We start from the raw sequence: 15,270 nt of genomic DNA on the forward strand, positions 1-15,270 counted from the left end.
CGACCCCGCCCCGCACTCGACGGACCAGGCCGGCAACCAAGCTCCTCCGGCGATGGAGGAAGCCCGCACCGGGCAGGGCCCGCGTCCCAAGCCCCTCCGGCGATCGAGGAGCGGGGGCACGGGGGCGGCGCCCCCGAAACCACCCGCCTACCGCACGGCCCCCACGGCCCGCACCAACGCCTCGACCCCCCGGACAGCCTTCCCCCGAGGACACCCCACGTTCAGCCGAACGAACCCCGGCGCCCCGTAGACCGCACCCCCCATGATCGCCACCCCCTCCCGCTCCACCAGCACCCGCTGCAACGCCGCGTCGTCCACCCCCACCGCCCGCAGGTCGATCCACGCCAGGTACCCGGCCTGCGGCGGCGCCCACCCCACCTCAGGAAGCTCCGCCGCCAGCCGCTCCGCGACATACGCCAGGTTCCCCGCCACATACGCCCGCACCGCGTCCAGCCACGCCGCCCCCTCCCGGTACGCCGCGATGTGCGCGGTCAGCGACAGCACGGCCGGCGACGCCAGCCCCTCCGCCGTCTCCATCCGCCGCAGGAACTCCGCCCGGTCGCCCGGATCACCGATCAGCCCGTACGACCCGGTCAGCGCGGGAAAGTTGAACGCCTTGGACCCGGAGGTGATGAGCGCCCAGCGCCCGTCCCCCGCCACCCGCGTCCACGGCACATGGACCCGCCCCGCCTGCTCCTCGTGCACGAAATCCGCGTGGATCTCGTCGCTGATCACCGCGACCCCGTACCGCTCGGCCAGCGCGGCCGTCCGCGCCAGCTCCTCGGCCGTCCACACGTACCCCGTCGGGTTGTGGGGCGAGCACAGCACCAGAACCTTCGCATCGGGCCGCGCCAGCTCACGCTCCAGCGCCGCCCAGTCCCCCACCGGCGCCCCCCGCAGCTCGCGCCCGAGCCCCGTGATCGCCTTGCGGAAGCCGTCGTACACAGGGGTGTGGACGACGACGCCGTCCCCCTCCCCCGTCCACATCTGGAGCAGCTGGGAGAGCTGACTGAGCACGGACGGGCCGTAGACCAGCTGCCCGGTGTCGATCGTGGTGCCGTAGCGGGTGGCGTACCAGTGGGCGACCGCCGAGCGGAAGTCGTCGTGCTGCCAGCTGGTGTAGCCGAACACCCCGTGCTCCAGCCGGGCCCGGAGCGCGGCCAGCACCTCGGGGGCGGTGGCGAAGTCCATGTCGGAGATGGTGAACGGCAGCAGCCCGTCCACCCCGAACCGGTCCGCGACCCCGTCCCACTGGACGCACCAGGTGCCCCGGCGGTCGACGACGGCGTCGAAATCGTAGGTCGCGCCCACAACAGCCCTCCTTGCTCACTCACGGTTCTCGGCACGGCAACGGGCCCGGCCCCCTGAAGGAGGACCGGGCCCGCGACCGTACGTCCGTACTCGTCGTACTTACTTCGGCGTCGTGCTTACTTCAGCTTCGTACCGGTGGAGCGCAGGTTCGCGCACGCCTCGGTGACACGCACGGCCATGCCGGCCTCGGCGGCCTTGCCCCAGGTGCGGGGGTCGTAGGTCTTCTTGTTGCCGACCTCGCCGTCGACCTTCAGGACACCGTCGTAGTTCCGGAACATGTGGTCCACGACCGGACGGGTGAAGGCGTACTGGGTGTCGGTGTCGAGGTTCATCTTCACGACGCCGTTCTCCAGCGCGGTGGCGATCTCCTCGGCGGTGGAGCCCGAGCCGCCGTGGAAGACGAAGTCGAACGGCTGGCTGCCGGCCGGCTTGCCGTACTTCTCGGAGACGCCCGCCTGCAGGTCCTTCAGCAGCTCGGGACGGAGCACGACGTTGCCCGGCTTGTAGACGCCGTGGACGTTGCCGAAGGAGGCGGCCAGCAGGTAGCGGCCCTTCTCGCCCAGACCGAGCGCCTCGGCGGTGCGCAGCGCGTCGTCGACGGTGGTGTACAGCTCGTCGTTGATCTCGTGCGTGACGCCGTCCTCCTCACCGCCGGTCGGGGTGATCTCGACCTCAAGGATGATCTTGGCGGCGGCGGCCTGGGCCAGCAGCTCCTGGCCGATGGCCAGGTTGTCCGCGAGGGTCTCGGCCGAGCCGTCCCACATGTGGGACTGGAACAGCGGGTTCAGGCCCTTGGCGACGCGCTCCGCGGAGACGGCGAGCAGCGGACGTACGTAGCCGTCCAGCTTGTCCTTGGGGCAGTGGTCGGTGTGCAGCGCGATGGTGACGTCGTACTTCGCGGCGACGATGTGCGCGAACTCGGCCAGGGCGACCGCACCCGTGACCATGTCCTTGTTGTGCTGGCCGCCCAGGAACTCCGCACCACCGGTGGAGATCTGGACGATGCCGTCGCTCTCGGCCTCCGCGAAACCGCGCAGCGCGGCGTGCAGGGTCTGGGACGAGGTCACGTTGATGGCCGGGTAGGCGAACTTGCCCGCCTTTGCCCGGTCGAGCATCTCGGCGTAAGCCTCGGGGGTTGCGATGGGCATCTGACCGCTCCTTGGGATGTGCGGGTGTGCAGGCTGTGAGTCCCTGACCTGGGGGCGACGTCATCGTCGCCCCCATCTTCCCAGACTCGCCATCCGGCTCCACCCGGCGGACCCGGTTTCACGTGAAACCGTCCGCCCCGGGCTCAGCCCAGGTCGAGATCGGCCACCGAGTAGACGTGCACGTACGGCAGCCCGGCCTCGGCGAGCGCCGGGGCGGCCCCGCGCTCGACGATCACGGCGACGGCGACGACCTCGCCGCCCGCCTCGCGCACCGCCTCGACGGCGGTCAGCGGCGAACCACCCGTGGTCGAGGTGTCCTCGACGACCAGGCAGCGGCGGCCCTTGACGTCCGTGCCCTCGATCCGGCGCTGCATCCCGTGCGACTTCTGCGCCTTGCGGACGACGAACGCGTCCAGGCTCGTACCGCGGGCGGCGGAGGCGTGCAGCATCGAGGTGGCGACCGGGTCGGCGCCCAGCGTCAGCCCGCCGACGCAGTCGTAGTCCAGCTCGGCGGTGGCGTCGAGCATGACCTGGCCGACCAGCGGCGCGGCCCTGCCGTCCAGCGTGATGCGGCGCAGGTCGATGTACCAGTCGGCTTCCAGACCCGAGGAGAGGGTCACCTTGCCGTGCACCACGGCCTTGTCCTTGATCTGCTGGAGCAGGTCAGCGCGTACGTCAGTCATGTCCACGAGGGTAAGCGGTGCGGGCCGGGGCCCGGGCCAGGCCCTACGGCCGGGCCCCGGACCGGAGCGGGGTCCAGCTCCAGGTCGTCGCGATCTCCAGCGGGTCGATCGGGGTCACCAGCCGGGGCAGGGTGTTCAGTCCGTTGGGCGGCCCGGACTGCGTCTCCACACAGACGGCCTCCTCCTGCTCGTCGTAGATCACCACCCACTCGCTGCGGCTCTTCACCGTCAGCTCCAGCCGCTCCGGCCAGGTGAGCTTCACGTCCACGCCGTCGGGCATGCCGAAGCAGTCGTCCCACGGGCCGGGCAGCGGGTCGATGCGGCGACCGGTGGGCAGATGGTCCGCGCCGCGCTCCTCCTGCCAGGCGGCGTCGAAGGACAGCTCGGCGTTCCGGCCGTCGATGGTGCGCAGGAACCACGGGTGCCAGCCGGCCTGGGCCGGGAAGGAGTTGCCGTACGTCTCGACGGAGAGGCCGAGCGTCAGGGTGTCCTCGGCCAGCTCGAAGGTCTGCGTGACCCGGCCCGGGTACGGCCAGGGCTCGGCGAGGTCGTAGTAGAAGGCCGCCCGGCCCTCGGCCACGTCGGCATCCGTGTGGGCGGTGTGCCAGGAGGTGTCCCGGCCGGTGCCGTGGATGGCGTGCGGCGGTGAGTTCAGCGGCAGCCGGTGAAACTCGTCGCCGTTGCGGAACTCCCCGTTCGCGGTACGCCCGCACCAGGGCACTATCGGGAAGCAGCCGTACCGATCGCCCTGGCGGAGCAGTTCGGCACCCCCGATCCGCAGGCTGCTGATCCGGCAGCCGTTCCCGGGGTCGACGGTCAACTCGGCTGCGCCGACGGTCAGCCTGACGTTCTCTTCGCTCCTGCTCACACGACGACCCTACTGGCCCGCCACCGCCTCCGGCTGCCGCTCCCTCCGGCTGTTCCTACCTCCGGCGCCGCAGGGCCCGGCCCAGCACCACGGCGGAGGCGAGCGCGAGGGCGGCGGCCGGGGCGACCCACCGCAGGGTCGTGCTCGCACCGCCCGCGTCCGGCGAGGGCACGGGGGCGTAGCGGCCGCGCGGGGGCGCGTGGTCGACCTCCTCGGCACTGCGCCCGATCATGGTGCGACGGGCGTGCGCGGCCTCGGCGGGCGGTTCGTCCGGAACGGTGAACTCCACCCCGGCGACCGGATCGAGCGAGGGCGGCGGAACCGGCGAGTCGAACACGGTCCCGGCCTCGGCGTCGTCGCCGCCCGCCCCGTCTTCAGCCTCGTCCTCGGCCTCAAGAGCAAGCTCCTCGGCATCGGCATCGGCATCGGCATCGGCATCGGGCGAAGGCGCACCGTCGGCACCGCCCTCGCGGACCTCGTCGCCCTCAAGCCCTTCGGCGACCACCGTGCGGTCCTCCGCGCCGGGCTCCTCGCCCTCGTCCCGCTCCGCCAGTGACTCCGTCACCAGCTGCTGGGTGAAGCGGTCCAGGAGCCGGTGGGCGGCCGCGAGCGCCGCGCCCTCCTCCAGCTCGACCAGCCGCCCGTCCCCGCCCGCCGTACCGCTGTACGTGAGGGTCGTCCCGCCGTCCGCCGCCGTGAGGCCGATGGTCAGGGCCACCTCGACCGCACCGGTGCCCCGGGCCTCCACGCCCTTACCGGTCACCGAGATGCGCTGCCCGTCCGGACCGCCGCCGCCCTCCGGGCCGGTGAGCCGCAGCTCGCCCCGGTAGGTGATGGTGTGGCCGCCGGCCCGGAGCTTCAGCCGGCCCGCCAGCGGCGACGACGCGTCGGCGTCCTGCTGGAGACCGGGGACGCAACGGGCGACACGGGCGGGATCGCCCAGCGCGCGCAGCAGAGTCGGGACGGGAACCGGAACGAACACCTCATGCTCCATGGCAACCGAGCCTAATCGGCCCCGGCCCCGGACGTCAGCGCTTCCACCCACCAAAAGGTCGCCGCGCGCATCGCACGCACCGCCCCGCACCCCTCACGCGTTCTCCCGGTACCGCGGGTGGATCAGCGTGGACGGGGCGAGGCCCGGCAGCCGGGCCTCGTCCGCGGCCCGCGCCCCCTCGCGCAGCTCCCGGCCCGCCAGCGACCGCGGTACGGGCCCCGAGAGGGCCAGCGAGGGCCCCGGCACCGGGCCGCCCGGCCCGGCGAGGAGGAAGCCCCAGTCCTCCTGCTCCCGTGCGTCGCCGCCGCCCCGGTCCGGGCTCGCGGCGAGACCCGCGTACCGGCCGGTGACGCGGTACGGGCGGGTCGCGAGGCCGCCCGCGCGCATCGAGGCCTCCACCGTCCAGAAGGTCTGCGGCCGGGAACCCAGCGGCCCGGCGTGCACCACGAGCCGCGCGTCCGGGGCCAGGGCCACGGCGACCAGCCCGTAGAACTCGGCGGAGTACAGCTTCGTACTGGCGGTGATGCCCGGGTCCGGGAGGTCGGAGATCACCACGTCGTAGCGCCCCCGGTCGGTCCGGAGCCAGGAGAACGCGTCCGCGCCGACCACGGTGAGCCGCGGGTCGCGGAAGGCGTGGTCGTTCAGCTCGGAGAGGGCGGGGTCGGTGCGGGCCAGTCGGGTGACGGCCGGGTCCAGCTCGACGACGGTGACCGCGCGGACGTCGTCGTAACGCAGCACCTCACGGGCGGCGAGTCCGTCGCCGCCGCCCAGGATGAGCACGCGGGCGCGGGGCCCGTTCATCGCGGGGTGCACCAGCGCCTCGTGGTACCGGTACTCGTCACGGGCGCTGACCCGCAGCCGGCCGTCCAGATAGAGGCCGAGGGAATCGCGGTCGTCTCCGGTCACGACGACCTCCTGCACCCCGGTCTGCACGGCGACCCGCACCTGGTCCCCGTACACCGCCCGGCGCGCCGCCCGCTCGAAGTCGTCGACCAGCACCGTGGCGGTGGCCAGGATCGCGATCACCGAGACGTTGACCAGGATCAGGAGCCACCGGGAACGGGAGCTGAGGTCGCGCCGGAACACCCACAGGACCAGCGCACCGCCGGCCGCCGCGTTGATCGCGCCGGTGAACAGCGCACCGGTCAACTGCCCCAGCATCGGCAGCAGCAGAAAGGGGAACGCGAGCCCGCCGACCAGCGCGCCCACGTAGTCGGCGGCGAAGAGATCGGCGACGGCCCCGCCCGCGTCCTGCCGGTCGACACGCTGGATCAGCGTCATCAGCAGCGGGATCTCCGCGCCGATCAGCACCCCGATCGCCAGCGAGAACCCGACCAGGGCGAACTGCGATTCGCCGAGCCAGGCGAACGAGGCGTAGAGCACCAGCGCCGAGGAGCCGCCGATCAGCGCGAGAGCCGCCTCGACCATGCCGAAACCGACGGCGGCATGGCAGCACAAACGTTTCGCGAGGAGCGAGCCGATGCCCATCGCGAACACCATCACGGAGAGCACGACGGAGGCCTGGGTGACCGAGTCGCCGATCAGATAGGAGGCGAGCGCGACCAGTTCGAGTTCGTAGACGAGACCGCAGGCGGCGCAGATGAAGACCGCGGCCAGCACGAGGAACCGGCCGGTCCTCGGCCGTACGGGAAGCCGCGCCGCGCCCCCTCGCAGCGGCATCTGCTGGTCGATCATGGCACGAACGCTACGTCACGACACCGTCGCACCTTGTCACCCACACGGGTGCAAGTGCCCTGCCGCTCAGGCCGCGGGCGCGGGGATCCGCACCCCCACCCGGGTCCGGGTCACCACCAGCTGCCCTTCCTGCGGATACGCGTGCCAGGTGCGCCACCGCACCTGGCCCTCGGTGCGCTGGGCGAGCATCGCGGTGAAGGCGTACGGACTGCCGGGGAAGGTGCCGGCCAGTCCGTGCGGGTGGTCGCTCACCAGGGCGAGCAGTTCCTGCGCACGTCCGGCGAACTGCCCCTGGGTCAGGGTCTCGACGCGCGCGGCGAATTCGTACTCCCAGTCCCCGAGCCGCTTCGCGACGCCGAGGGGCAGGGGGGTGCTGCTGCCGGGCATACAGGCCACGGTCTCGGAGCAGACTCCGCGGTCCTCCTGGAGGAGGACCTGGTGGGAGGCGCCGAGCAGCCTCAGCTGGAGTTCGGCGCCGTCGAGCCGGAGATCGAGGACCGCCAGGGCGGGCAGCGGCTCCCGGCCCAGCGTCCAGGCCAGGTCGGCGGCGCGGGTATCGGAATAGGCCGTCTGGAGGGTGGTGAGCATGGGTGGGCTCCGCAAACACACATGGACGCACAGGAACAGCAGGACGCCCCCGGGTGACTGCGCGTGGGAGGTGGGGAGCGCCCGATCCGGTCCAACTGGGGTCCGAGGGCTGAATGTTCTCTTCGACGAGGGAATCACGAAGTACGCCGCACTCACAGCGCTTTCGCCCAACTTGCCGTGGTTTCCATCCCCTCGGGGGCCCACGGGTTCACTTGTTCAACCGAAAACGTCCGCGTCGCTCAACGAAAAGGCGCCCGGAGGGAGTTCACCCTCCGGACGCCCGGTGCCGGGTCACTGTGGGTGACCTTCGACGGCTGGGATGGCCCCGTCAGCTGCCGCCCCCGCCGCAGCCGCCACCGCCACCGCCGCACGAGGAGCCGCCACCGCAGGAGTGGCTGCCCGAATGCCCGCCCGAATGTCCGCCGGAGCTGCCGCTTCCGCAGGACGAGCCCGAGTCGGTGCCGCCCGCCCACCAGCCGGCGCCGGCGCCACCGGCCGAAGAACTGCTCGCGGAACGCCGACGTCCGGACCTCGACGCCGAGCCGCTCCCGCCACCGGCGTTCCTCAGGACGGCCACCAGCCCTCCGACGACGACCGCGGCGATCACTATCGCGATGAAGACGCCCATGGCCCCCACCCGCCTTTCCTTCCCCCGAAGCGAGGTCCCCCGTCGCTTCCCCGTTGTTGTCCGACAGGGGGATGCCCTCCCCGTCCGGGCGCCAAAGCGGACTTGAGCAACTCCAGAGCTTCGGCACAGGATGGCGCGCATGACACAGGGACGAGCGACCCGGGGAAACCCGGCGCAGGAACGACCGCTGCTCAACCGCCGCCTCGCCGCGTTCGGTACGACGATCTTCGCCGAGATGTCCGCGCTGGCCGTGCGAACCGGCTCCATCAACCTCGGCCAGGGCTTTCCCGACACCGACGGCCCCGAGGAGATCCGGGAGGCGGCGGTACGGGCGCTGCGCGCCGGCCACGGCAACCAGTACCCGCCGGGCCCCGGCGTCCCGGAGCTGCGCAACGCCGTCGCCGCCCACCAGGAGCGCTTCTACGGCCTGAGCTGGTCCCCGGAGACCGAGGTCCTGGTGACGACCGGGGCCACCGAGGCGATCGCCGCCTCGCTGCTCGCCCTCCTCGAACCGGGCGACGAGGTCATCGCGTTCGAGCCGTACTACGACTCGTACGCCGCCTGCATCGCGATGGCGGGCGCGCAGCGCGTACCGCTCACCCTGCGCGCCCCGGACTTCCGCCCGGACCTCGGCGAACTGCGCACCCTGATCACGCCGCGCACCCGCCTGCTGCTCCTGAACACCCCGCACAACCCGACCGGCACGGTCCTCACCGCCGACGAACTGGCGGGCATCGCGGACCTCGCGGTGGAGCACGATCTGCTGGTGGTCACCGACGAGGTCTACGAACACCTGGTCTTCACGGGGGCGCACCACCCGATCGCCGCGCTCCCCGGGATGCGCGGGCGCACGGTCTCCATCTCCTCCTCGGGCAAGACGTTCTCGTACACCGGGTGGAAGATCGGCTGGGTCACCGGGGACGCGTCCCTGGTGGCGGCCGTGCGCGCGGCGAAGCAGTATCTGACCTTCGTCAGCGGCGGCCCGTTCCAGTACGCGATCGCCGAGGCGCTCGCCCTGCCCGACTCCTTCTTCACCGGCTTCCGCGAGGACATGCGCCGCAAGCGCGACCTGCTGGCGAAGGGCCTGCGCGCCGCGGGCTTCCGGGTGTACGAGCCGGAGGGGACGTACTTCATCACGACCGACATCGCCCCGTTCGGCGACGAGGACGCCTACGCCTTCTGCCGCGCGCTGCCGGAGCGCTGCGGGGTGGCGGCGGTGCCGAACTCGGTCTTCTACGACGATCCGGAGGCGGGGCGCAGTCAGGTCCGGTTCACGTTCTGCAAGAAGGACGAGGTGCTGGAGGACGCGGTCGAACGGCTGGCCCGGCTGGGGTGAACCCCGGAGTACGGAAACGGGGGTACGGGAACGGCCCGGGCGGCGGTCGCGATGACCGCTGCCCGGGCCGTTGCCGTGACGAACCGTGGCGTCAGGCGCCCGCGGGCTCCTCGCCGTCCTTCTTGCCCTCGGCGGGCTGGAGGCCGAGGCGCTCGACGAGCCACTTGTCGAACTCGATCGAGGCGCGCACCCAGCTCACCGTCGAGGAGACGAAGTGCTCCAGGCTGACACCGGTGCCGATGAGCATCTGCGCCTCACCGATCAGCCGGACGGAACCCGCCTCGCCCTCCTCGCCCTCGTGGGCGTGGGTGTAGACCTTGGGCCACAGGGTGCGGCGGTTCCAGTCGTCGATCGCGTCCAGCAGGACGGGACGCTGGTCGAGGTCGTGGGGGCGGTCGTAGAACGTACGGACCGAGAAGACCTGCTGCTCGTCCTCGCCCCGGAACATGAAGTAGGTCCGGAACTCCTCCCACGGCGCCGCGAGGTCGCCCTCGTCGTCGACGACGTACTTCAGCTCCATCTGGTCCAGGAGCTGCTTGACGAGGTCCTGGTCAGGGACGACGGGGCCCTCCGGTCCTGCCGCCTGCGGTTCGGGCTGGCCCCCGAAATTAGGAATCGAGGACGGATCGATGCTCACCGTTATTTCCCTTCGTGACGAGTACGGCCATCCTCTCCCATGGCGGGCGGGGCATGGCAAGCCCCGGCGGCCCCGATCCGCCACAAGCTGACAGACAGCGCGTGGGAACGGGACCCGCCGGGCGTTCGCCCACAGCCTGCGACGGCCGGTGACCGGCGGTTACGAGGCGGGGCCGACGATCAACCCGTCCTCGGCCCGGTCCACCCGTACGGTGTCACCGTCGCGGACCTCACCGGACAGGATCTCCTTGGCGAGCCGGTCGCCGATCGCCGTCTGGATGAGCCGGCGCAGCGGCCGCGCCCCGTACGCCGGGTCGTTGCCCTCCTGGGCGAGCCAGGCCAGCGCCTCGGGGGTGACGTCGAGGGTGAGCCGCCGGTCGGCCAGCCGGGCAGCCAGCCGGTCGATCTGGAGCCCGGCGATGTGGGCCAACTCGTCGCCGGAGAGCGCCGAGAAGACCACCAGGTCGTCGAGCCGGTTGATGAACTCCGGTTTGAAGGAGGCCCGCACCACCTCCAGCACCTGCTGCTTCTTCACCTCGGGCTTGACCAGGGGGTCCATGAGGAACTGGCTGCCGAGGTTGGAGGTGAGGACGAGGATGGTGTTGCGGAAGTCGACCGTGCGGCCCTGGCCGTCGGTGAGCCGGCCGTCGTCGAGGACCTGGAGCAGGATGTCGAAGACCTCGGGGTGGGCCTTCTCGACCTCGTCCAGGAGCACGACGCTGTACGGGCGGCGGCGGACGGCCTCGGTGAGCTGGCCGCCCTCCTCGTACCCGACGTAACCGGGCGGGGCGCCGACGAGACGGGCGACGCTGTGCTTCTCGCCGTACTCGCTCATGTCGATGCGGATCATGGCCCGCTCGTCGTCGAACAGGAAGTCCGCGAGCGCCTTGGCCAGCTCGGTCTTGCCGACGCCGGTGGGCCCGAGGAAGAGGAACGACCCGGTGGGCCGGTCGGGGTCCGCGATGCCCGCCCTGGTCCGCCGTACGGCATCGGAGACGGCCTGCACCGCCTCGCTCTGCCCGATCAGCCGCTTGCCGAGTTCGCTCTCCATCCGCAGCAGCTTCTGGGTCTCGCCCTCCAGCAGGCGGCCGGCCGGAATGCCGGTCCAGGCGCCGACGACGTCCGCGATGTCGTCGGGACCGACCTCCTCCTTGACCATGGTGTCCTTGGACGCCTCCTGCTCCGCCTCGGCGGCCTCCTCCAACTCCCGCTCCAGGCCCGGGATCTCCCCGTACAGCAGCTTGGACGCGGCGTCGAAGTCGCCGTCGCGCTGGGCACGTTCGGCCTGGCCGCGCAGCTCGTCGAGACGCTCCTTGAGCTCACCGACCCGGTTGAGGCCCTGCTTCTCCTTCTCCCAGCGGGCGTTGAGGCCGCGCAGCTCCTCCTCCTTGTCGGCGAGGTCGCGGCGCAGCTTCTCCAGACGCTGCTTGGAGGCGGGGTCGGACTCGTTCTTGAGCGCCAGCTCCTCCATGCGCAACCGGTCGACGGAGCGCTGGAGTTCGTCGATCTCCAGTGGCGAGGAGTCGATCTCCATACGGAGCCGGGACGCGGCCTCGTCGACGAGGTCGATGGCCTTGTCGGGGAGGAAGCGGGAGGTGATGTAGCGGTCGGAGAGGGTGGCGGCGGCCACCAGCGCCGAGTCCGCGATCTGCACCTTGTGGTGGGCCTCGTAACGGCCCTTGAGCCCGCGCAGGATCGCGATGGTGTCCTCGACGGACGGCTCGGCGACCAGCACCTGCTGGAAGCGGCGCTCCAGGGCGGGGTCCTTCTCGATGCGCTCGCGGTACTCGTCGAGCGTCGTCGCACCGACCATCCGCAGCTCGCCGCGGGCCAGCATCGGCTTGAGCATGTTGCCCGCGTCCATGGCGGAGTCACCGCCCGCGCCGGCGCCGACGACGGTGTGCAGCTCGTCGATGAAGGTGATGATCCGGCCGTCGCTCTCCTTGATCTCGGAGAGGACGGTCTTCAGCCGCTCCTCGAACTCGCCGCGGTACTTCGCGCCGGCGACCATCGCCCCGAGGTCGAGCGAGACGAGCCGCTTGTTCTTCAGGCTCTCCGGCACATCGCCCTTGACGATGCGCTGGGCGAGCCCCTCGACGACGGCGGTCTTCCCGACGCCGGGTTCACCGATGAGCACGGGGTTGTTCTTCGTCCGGCGCGACAGCACCTGCACGACCCGGCGGATCTCCTGGTCACGGCCGATGACCGGATCCAGCTTGCCCTCGCGCGCGGCGGCCGTGAAGTCGGTGCCGAACTTCTCCAGGGCCTTGTACTGGCCCTCCGGGTCGGGTGTGGTCACCCGGCGCCCTCCCCTGCTCGTCTCGAACGCGGCCAGCAGCTTCTTGGCGCCGGCCCCCTGTCCTTCGAGGATCTCACCGGCACGGCCGCCCTTCGCGGCGATCCCGATGAGCAGGTGCTCGGTGGAGATGTAGTCGTCGCCCAGATCCTTCGCCCGTTGGGCGGCGTCCTGGATGACGGCGAGCAGCTCGCGGTTGGGCTGCGGCGGGGCCACGGTGGAACCGGTGACGCTGGGCAGCCCGCCGAGCAGCCGCTCGGTCTCGCCGCGCACGAGCGCCTGGTCGGCGTCGACGGCGGCGAGCAGATCGACGATGTTCGCGCTCGCTTGTCGGCCCTCCCCCTCCAGCAGCGCGAGCAGCAGGTGTCCGGGGGTGAGATCGGGGTGCCCGTCCTTCACGGCCCGGTTGGTGGCCGCGTTGATGGCGTCCCGGCTCTTGTTGGTCAGCTCGGCATCCACGTGTGGTTACTCCTCCTCGCAGCTGGGGGTCAGGGATGCATCCCGCATTGATTTAATCAACGTACACAAAGTTGAGTCTATTCCACTCAAGGCAGTGATCGCACGCGCTGCGAGCCTCCGGCGGCGCCCCTCGGCGGCGGCCCTCGTACGCTGCCTCCATGGCAGACGTACGCAATCCCTCCCCCGAATACGTCGCGTTCTGGCGCGAGAGCCACCTGTCCACCCTGACGACCCCCCGCCCGGACGGCACGCCGCACGTGGTGCCGGTGTGCGTGACGTACGACCCGGAGGCCGGGTTGGCGCGCGTGATCACCGACGGTGGCAGCCGCAAGGTCGCCCACATCTGCGCGGCCGGCCCCGACGGGGCACGCGTGGCGGTCTGCCAGATCGACCGGGCCCGCTGGGCGACCCTGGAGGGCCGCGCGGTCATCCGCACCGAGCCGGAGACCGTCAAGGACGCGGAGGCCCGCCACGAGGAGCGCTACGGCCGTCCGCCGCGGATCAACCCGACCCGGGTCGTCATCGAGATCACCCTCGACCGGGCGCTCGGCAGGACCTGAGACCGTCCGGCCGCGAACGGCCGGGCTCTTGCTCTGGCTCTGGCTCCGGCTCCGGCTCCGGCTCCGGCTCCGGCTCCGGAACAGCACAACGGCGCCACCGTGTTCAGGTCACGGTGGCGCCGCTGTGTGGGGGAAGCGCCTGGAGCGACAGGTGACGACGGGGGAATCGCTCAGGCGCTGCGGGGGGTGGCGGAAAGGGGTTCTGCGTCGAACAGCTCGTGGTCCCGCTGATCGAGATTGACGAAGATCATGCCGTACCTGACGGCGCAGCGGACCGGCTGCGGCGCCCCACGGGGCCGACGGAGACAGCGATAGGCGCGGACGTCCTCGTCCTCTTCCATCACCACGACGATCGGCTCTCCGAACAGGGTGACCATCAACGAGTCGCCACGGCGGGGGAGGGCCGTGAGCAGATCGATGAAATGCCACCCTGAGCGATAGGCGGTAGCCATCTCGCGCCGGAAGGTGCGGTCGTCCGGCGGGGTGCTCATGCGCGGTCCGTTTCGACCGGGGCGAAGTCCCAGCCCATGTCGGGCGGCAGGCCGACGCCCTCAGCGGCTCCCGCCTGCTTCGCAGGCGCCGTATCCCAGGCCAGGTCAGGAGGCGGTGCGGCATGCGACGAGACTCCGATCACACGGTCGCCACCTCCTTCCAGGCTCAGGGCCCCGAGAGCCACGGACACCAGCCCGGCGGAGAAGGCCACGGCAAGCACCGAGCGAAGCATTTTCTTACTCATAGTGGGCTTCGTCCTCACTTCCAAGGTTTCCTCTCCCCCGCATCACAAGACGATGGCTCATCAAGGCACGTCAAACCACAGAATCGATGCATCATGTTCCTGCTGATGCATGTTCCTGGGGGGTGGAGAATTGACCACGAATAGAACAAAAGCGACACATCCCCACTCTGTCACCACTTTGTGCGACGAGGGGGCGCGGCTCTACACGAGCGCGCTGAGCGTGGGAAAGATAGCCCGCGCCGAAGCGGAAGCAGCGCCGTGCCTGCTGGAGCTCGCCCTACTGCATCCCGACCCCGACGATCCCACATGGTTGCGTCCGGTACCGGCGTATGCGGCTCTCACGCAACGACTTCACCCCATCGAGCGGGAGATCCAGGAGCGAAGGCGACTCTCGGTGGAACTCACCGAGGCGTTCGAGCCCTTCATGGCCGTCAGCACCCAGGCTCCACCGATCACTCACGCCATCACGGTCGTCGAAGGCGTCAACCGCATCAACGCCTCCATAGCGCTCGCCCTTTCCGAGTGCCAGTCGGAGGTGCTCACCATCCAGCCCGGGGGCGGGCGCAGCGAAGACGCGCTGAACATCGCCATGGAGCGCGGAAACACGCTCATGCAGCGCGGCGTCTCCATGCGCACCCTCTATCAGCACACCGTTCGCCACAGTCAGGGGACTCTCAACTACGTCGCCCGCATGGCGGAGAGCAAGATGGAGATCCGGACTCTCGAAGAACTCATAGAGCGCCTCATGATCTTCGACCACACCGTTGCGTTCATCCCGGCCACGGACGACCGGAGCGTGGCCCTCGAACTGCGCCATCCCGGCATCGTGAAATATCTCGTCAGGGTCTTCGAACAGTTCTGGCAGCGCGCGGTCCCTCTGCAGGATCAGATTCCTTACGACCCGGGCCCGGAAGGCATCTCCGGCGTACGTCACTCCATCGCCAAACTGCTGGTCGAAGGGCACGTCGACGAGGCCATCGCCCGCCGCCTCGGGATGAACGTCCGCACCTGCCGCGCCCACATAGCCAAACTCAGCGCCGCGCTCGGCAGCAACAGCCGGGCACAACTCGGCTATCTGATCGCGCGGTCGGGAATCCTGGAAGCGGATTCCTGACCGCGCGATCACCCCTCCCCGGGCTCGGGCGTGACCGCACAAGAGGGAGAGCGCAGCCACACCCAGATCGTGCCGGAGGAGTTCCCGGCTCGCTGCGACACATCCAGATTCACCGCACAACTACCCTTGTGACACCGTCCACTTGTCGCACAGCACAAAGCAGGGGGATCCCGAATGGGTACAGGCGAAAGCAGACCTGCCCACCCTCATCCGAACAC

General features: G+C 70.8%; 13 protein-coding genes. 3 read left to right on the plus strand and 10 right to left on the minus strand.

Features of this window, described 5'->3' with window-relative positions; translation table 11 throughout:
- Positions 1-147: 147 nt before the first annotated feature.
- The 7 genes from AC0VY3_RS34665 to AC0VY3_RS34695 all read right to left on the minus strand — a co-directional run bounded on the left by AC0VY3_RS34665 (position 148) and on the right by AC0VY3_RS34695 (position 7,287).
- Complete coding sequence (locus tag AC0VY3_RS34665) at positions 148-1,311, minus strand: MalY/PatB family protein (RefSeq protein ID WP_475551490.1); 1,164 nt, start codon at positions 1,309-1,311, stop codon at positions 148-150.
- A gap of 116 nt (positions 1,312-1,427) precedes the next feature.
- Positions 1,428-2,459 carry a class II fructose-bisphosphate aldolase gene (gene fbaA / locus AC0VY3_RS34670; protein ID WP_103510580.1) on the minus strand — a complete coding sequence of 344 codons (1,032 nt, stop codon included), beginning with the start codon at positions 2,457-2,459 and terminating at the stop codon, positions 1,428-1,430.
- A gap of 143 nt (positions 2,460-2,602) precedes the next feature.
- Positions 2,603-3,142 (minus strand): orotate phosphoribosyltransferase, encoded by a 540-nt coding sequence (gene pyrE, locus AC0VY3_RS34675; protein ID WP_475551491.1) that lies wholly within the window; start codon positions 3,140-3,142, stop codon positions 2,603-2,605.
- 43 nt (positions 3,143-3,185) lie between these two features.
- Positions 3,186-4,010, minus strand: a complete 825-nt coding sequence (locus AC0VY3_RS34680) for an aldose epimerase family protein (protein WP_475551492.1) — start codon at positions 4,008-4,010, stop codon at positions 3,186-3,188.
- 55 nt (positions 4,011-4,065) lie between these two features.
- Positions 4,066-5,004 (minus strand): SRPBCC domain-containing protein, encoded by a 939-nt coding sequence (locus tag AC0VY3_RS34685; protein WP_475551493.1) that lies wholly within the window; start codon positions 5,002-5,004, stop codon positions 4,066-4,068.
- 93 nt (positions 5,005-5,097) lie between these two features.
- On the minus strand, positions 5,098-6,699 hold the full coding sequence (locus AC0VY3_RS34690; protein WP_475551494.1) for a polyamine aminopropyltransferase: 1,602 nt from the start codon (positions 6,697-6,699) through the stop codon (positions 5,098-5,100).
- A gap of 66 nt (positions 6,700-6,765) precedes the next feature.
- Positions 6,766-7,287 (minus strand): DUF2617 family protein, encoded by a 522-nt coding sequence (locus tag AC0VY3_RS34695; RefSeq protein WP_030082045.1) that lies wholly within the window; start codon positions 7,285-7,287, stop codon positions 6,766-6,768.
- 758 nt (positions 7,288-8,045) lie between these two features.
- Here AC0VY3_RS34695 and AC0VY3_RS34700 point away from each other — a divergent pair.
- Positions 8,046-9,251, plus strand: coding sequence for a pyridoxal phosphate-dependent aminotransferase (locus AC0VY3_RS34700; RefSeq protein WP_475551495.1), 1,206 nt, complete (start codon positions 8,046-8,048; stop codon positions 9,249-9,251).
- 91 nt (positions 9,252-9,342) lie between these two features.
- Here the strand turns inward: AC0VY3_RS34700 and AC0VY3_RS34705 are convergent, their stop codons facing one another.
- Complete coding sequence (locus AC0VY3_RS34705; RefSeq protein ID WP_103510587.1) at positions 9,343-9,888, minus strand: type III secretion system chaperone family protein; 546 nt, start codon at positions 9,886-9,888, stop codon at positions 9,343-9,345.
- Positions 9,889-10,047: 159 nt separating this feature from the next.
- Positions 10,048-12,642 (minus strand): ATP-dependent chaperone ClpB, encoded by a 2,595-nt coding sequence (gene clpB, locus AC0VY3_RS34710; RefSeq protein WP_475551496.1) that lies wholly within the window; start codon positions 12,640-12,642, stop codon positions 10,048-10,050.
- A gap of 158 nt (positions 12,643-12,800) precedes the next feature.
- Here clpB and AC0VY3_RS34715 point away from each other — a divergent pair, with 158 nt between their 5' ends.
- Entirely contained in the window at positions 12,801-13,202 is a 402-nt protein-coding gene (locus AC0VY3_RS34715) for a pyridoxamine 5'-phosphate oxidase family protein (protein ID WP_475551497.1), read from the plus strand.
- 170 nt (positions 13,203-13,372) lie between these two features.
- Here the strand turns inward: AC0VY3_RS34715 and AC0VY3_RS34720 are convergent, their stop codons facing one another.
- Positions 13,373-13,693 carry a Rieske (2Fe-2S) protein gene (locus tag AC0VY3_RS34720; protein ID WP_003967571.1) on the minus strand — a complete coding sequence of 107 codons (321 nt, stop codon included), beginning with the start codon at positions 13,691-13,693 and terminating at the stop codon, positions 13,373-13,375.
- A 354-nt stretch (positions 13,694-14,047) separates the two neighbouring features.
- Here AC0VY3_RS34720 and AC0VY3_RS34725 point away from each other — a divergent pair, with 354 nt between their 5' ends.
- Entirely contained in the window at positions 14,048-15,052 is a 1,005-nt protein-coding gene (locus tag AC0VY3_RS34725; RefSeq protein WP_181010968.1) for a helix-turn-helix transcriptional regulator, read from the plus strand.
- The last annotated feature ends 218 nt before the right edge of the window (positions 15,053-15,270 follow it).

The sequence above is a fragment of the Streptomyces sp. iso_384 genome (genome assembly GCF_056172905.1).

What these genes read in the sequence shown, in the direction of transcription:
- fbaA (WP_103510580.1), bottom strand. Translation starts at nt 2,459, where the DNA reads ATGCCCATCGCAACCCCCGAGGCTTACGCCGAGATGCTCGACCGGGCA.
- pyrE (WP_475551491.1), bottom strand. Translation starts at nt 3,142, where the DNA reads ATGACTGACGTACGCGCTGACCTGCTCCAGCAGATCAAGGACAAGGCC.
- AC0VY3_RS34685 (WP_475551493.1), bottom strand. Translation starts at nt 5,004, where the DNA reads ATGGAGCATGAGGTGTTCGTTCCGGTTCCCGTCCCGACTCTGCTGCGC.
- AC0VY3_RS34690 (WP_475551494.1), bottom strand. Translation starts at nt 6,699, where the DNA reads ATGATCGACCAGCAGATGCCGCTGCGAGGGGGCGCGGCGCGGCTTCCC.
- AC0VY3_RS34695 (WP_030082045.1), bottom strand. Translation starts at nt 7,287, where the DNA reads ATGCTCACCACCCTCCAGACGGCCTATTCCGATACCCGCGCCGCCGAC.
- AC0VY3_RS34700 (WP_475551495.1), top strand. Translation starts at nt 8,046, where the DNA reads ATGGCGCGCATGACACAGGGACGAGCGACCCGGGGAAACCCGGCGCAG.
- AC0VY3_RS34715 (WP_475551497.1), top strand. Translation starts at nt 12,801, where the DNA reads ATGGCAGACGTACGCAATCCCTCCCCCGAATACGTCGCGTTCTGGCGC.
- AC0VY3_RS34720 (WP_003967571.1), bottom strand. Translation starts at nt 13,693, where the DNA reads ATGAGCACCCCGCCGGACGACCGCACCTTCCGGCGCGAGATGGCTACC.
- AC0VY3_RS34725 (WP_181010968.1), top strand. Translation starts at nt 14,048, where the DNA reads ATGTTCCTGGGGGGTGGAGAATTGACCACGAATAGAACAAAAGCGACA.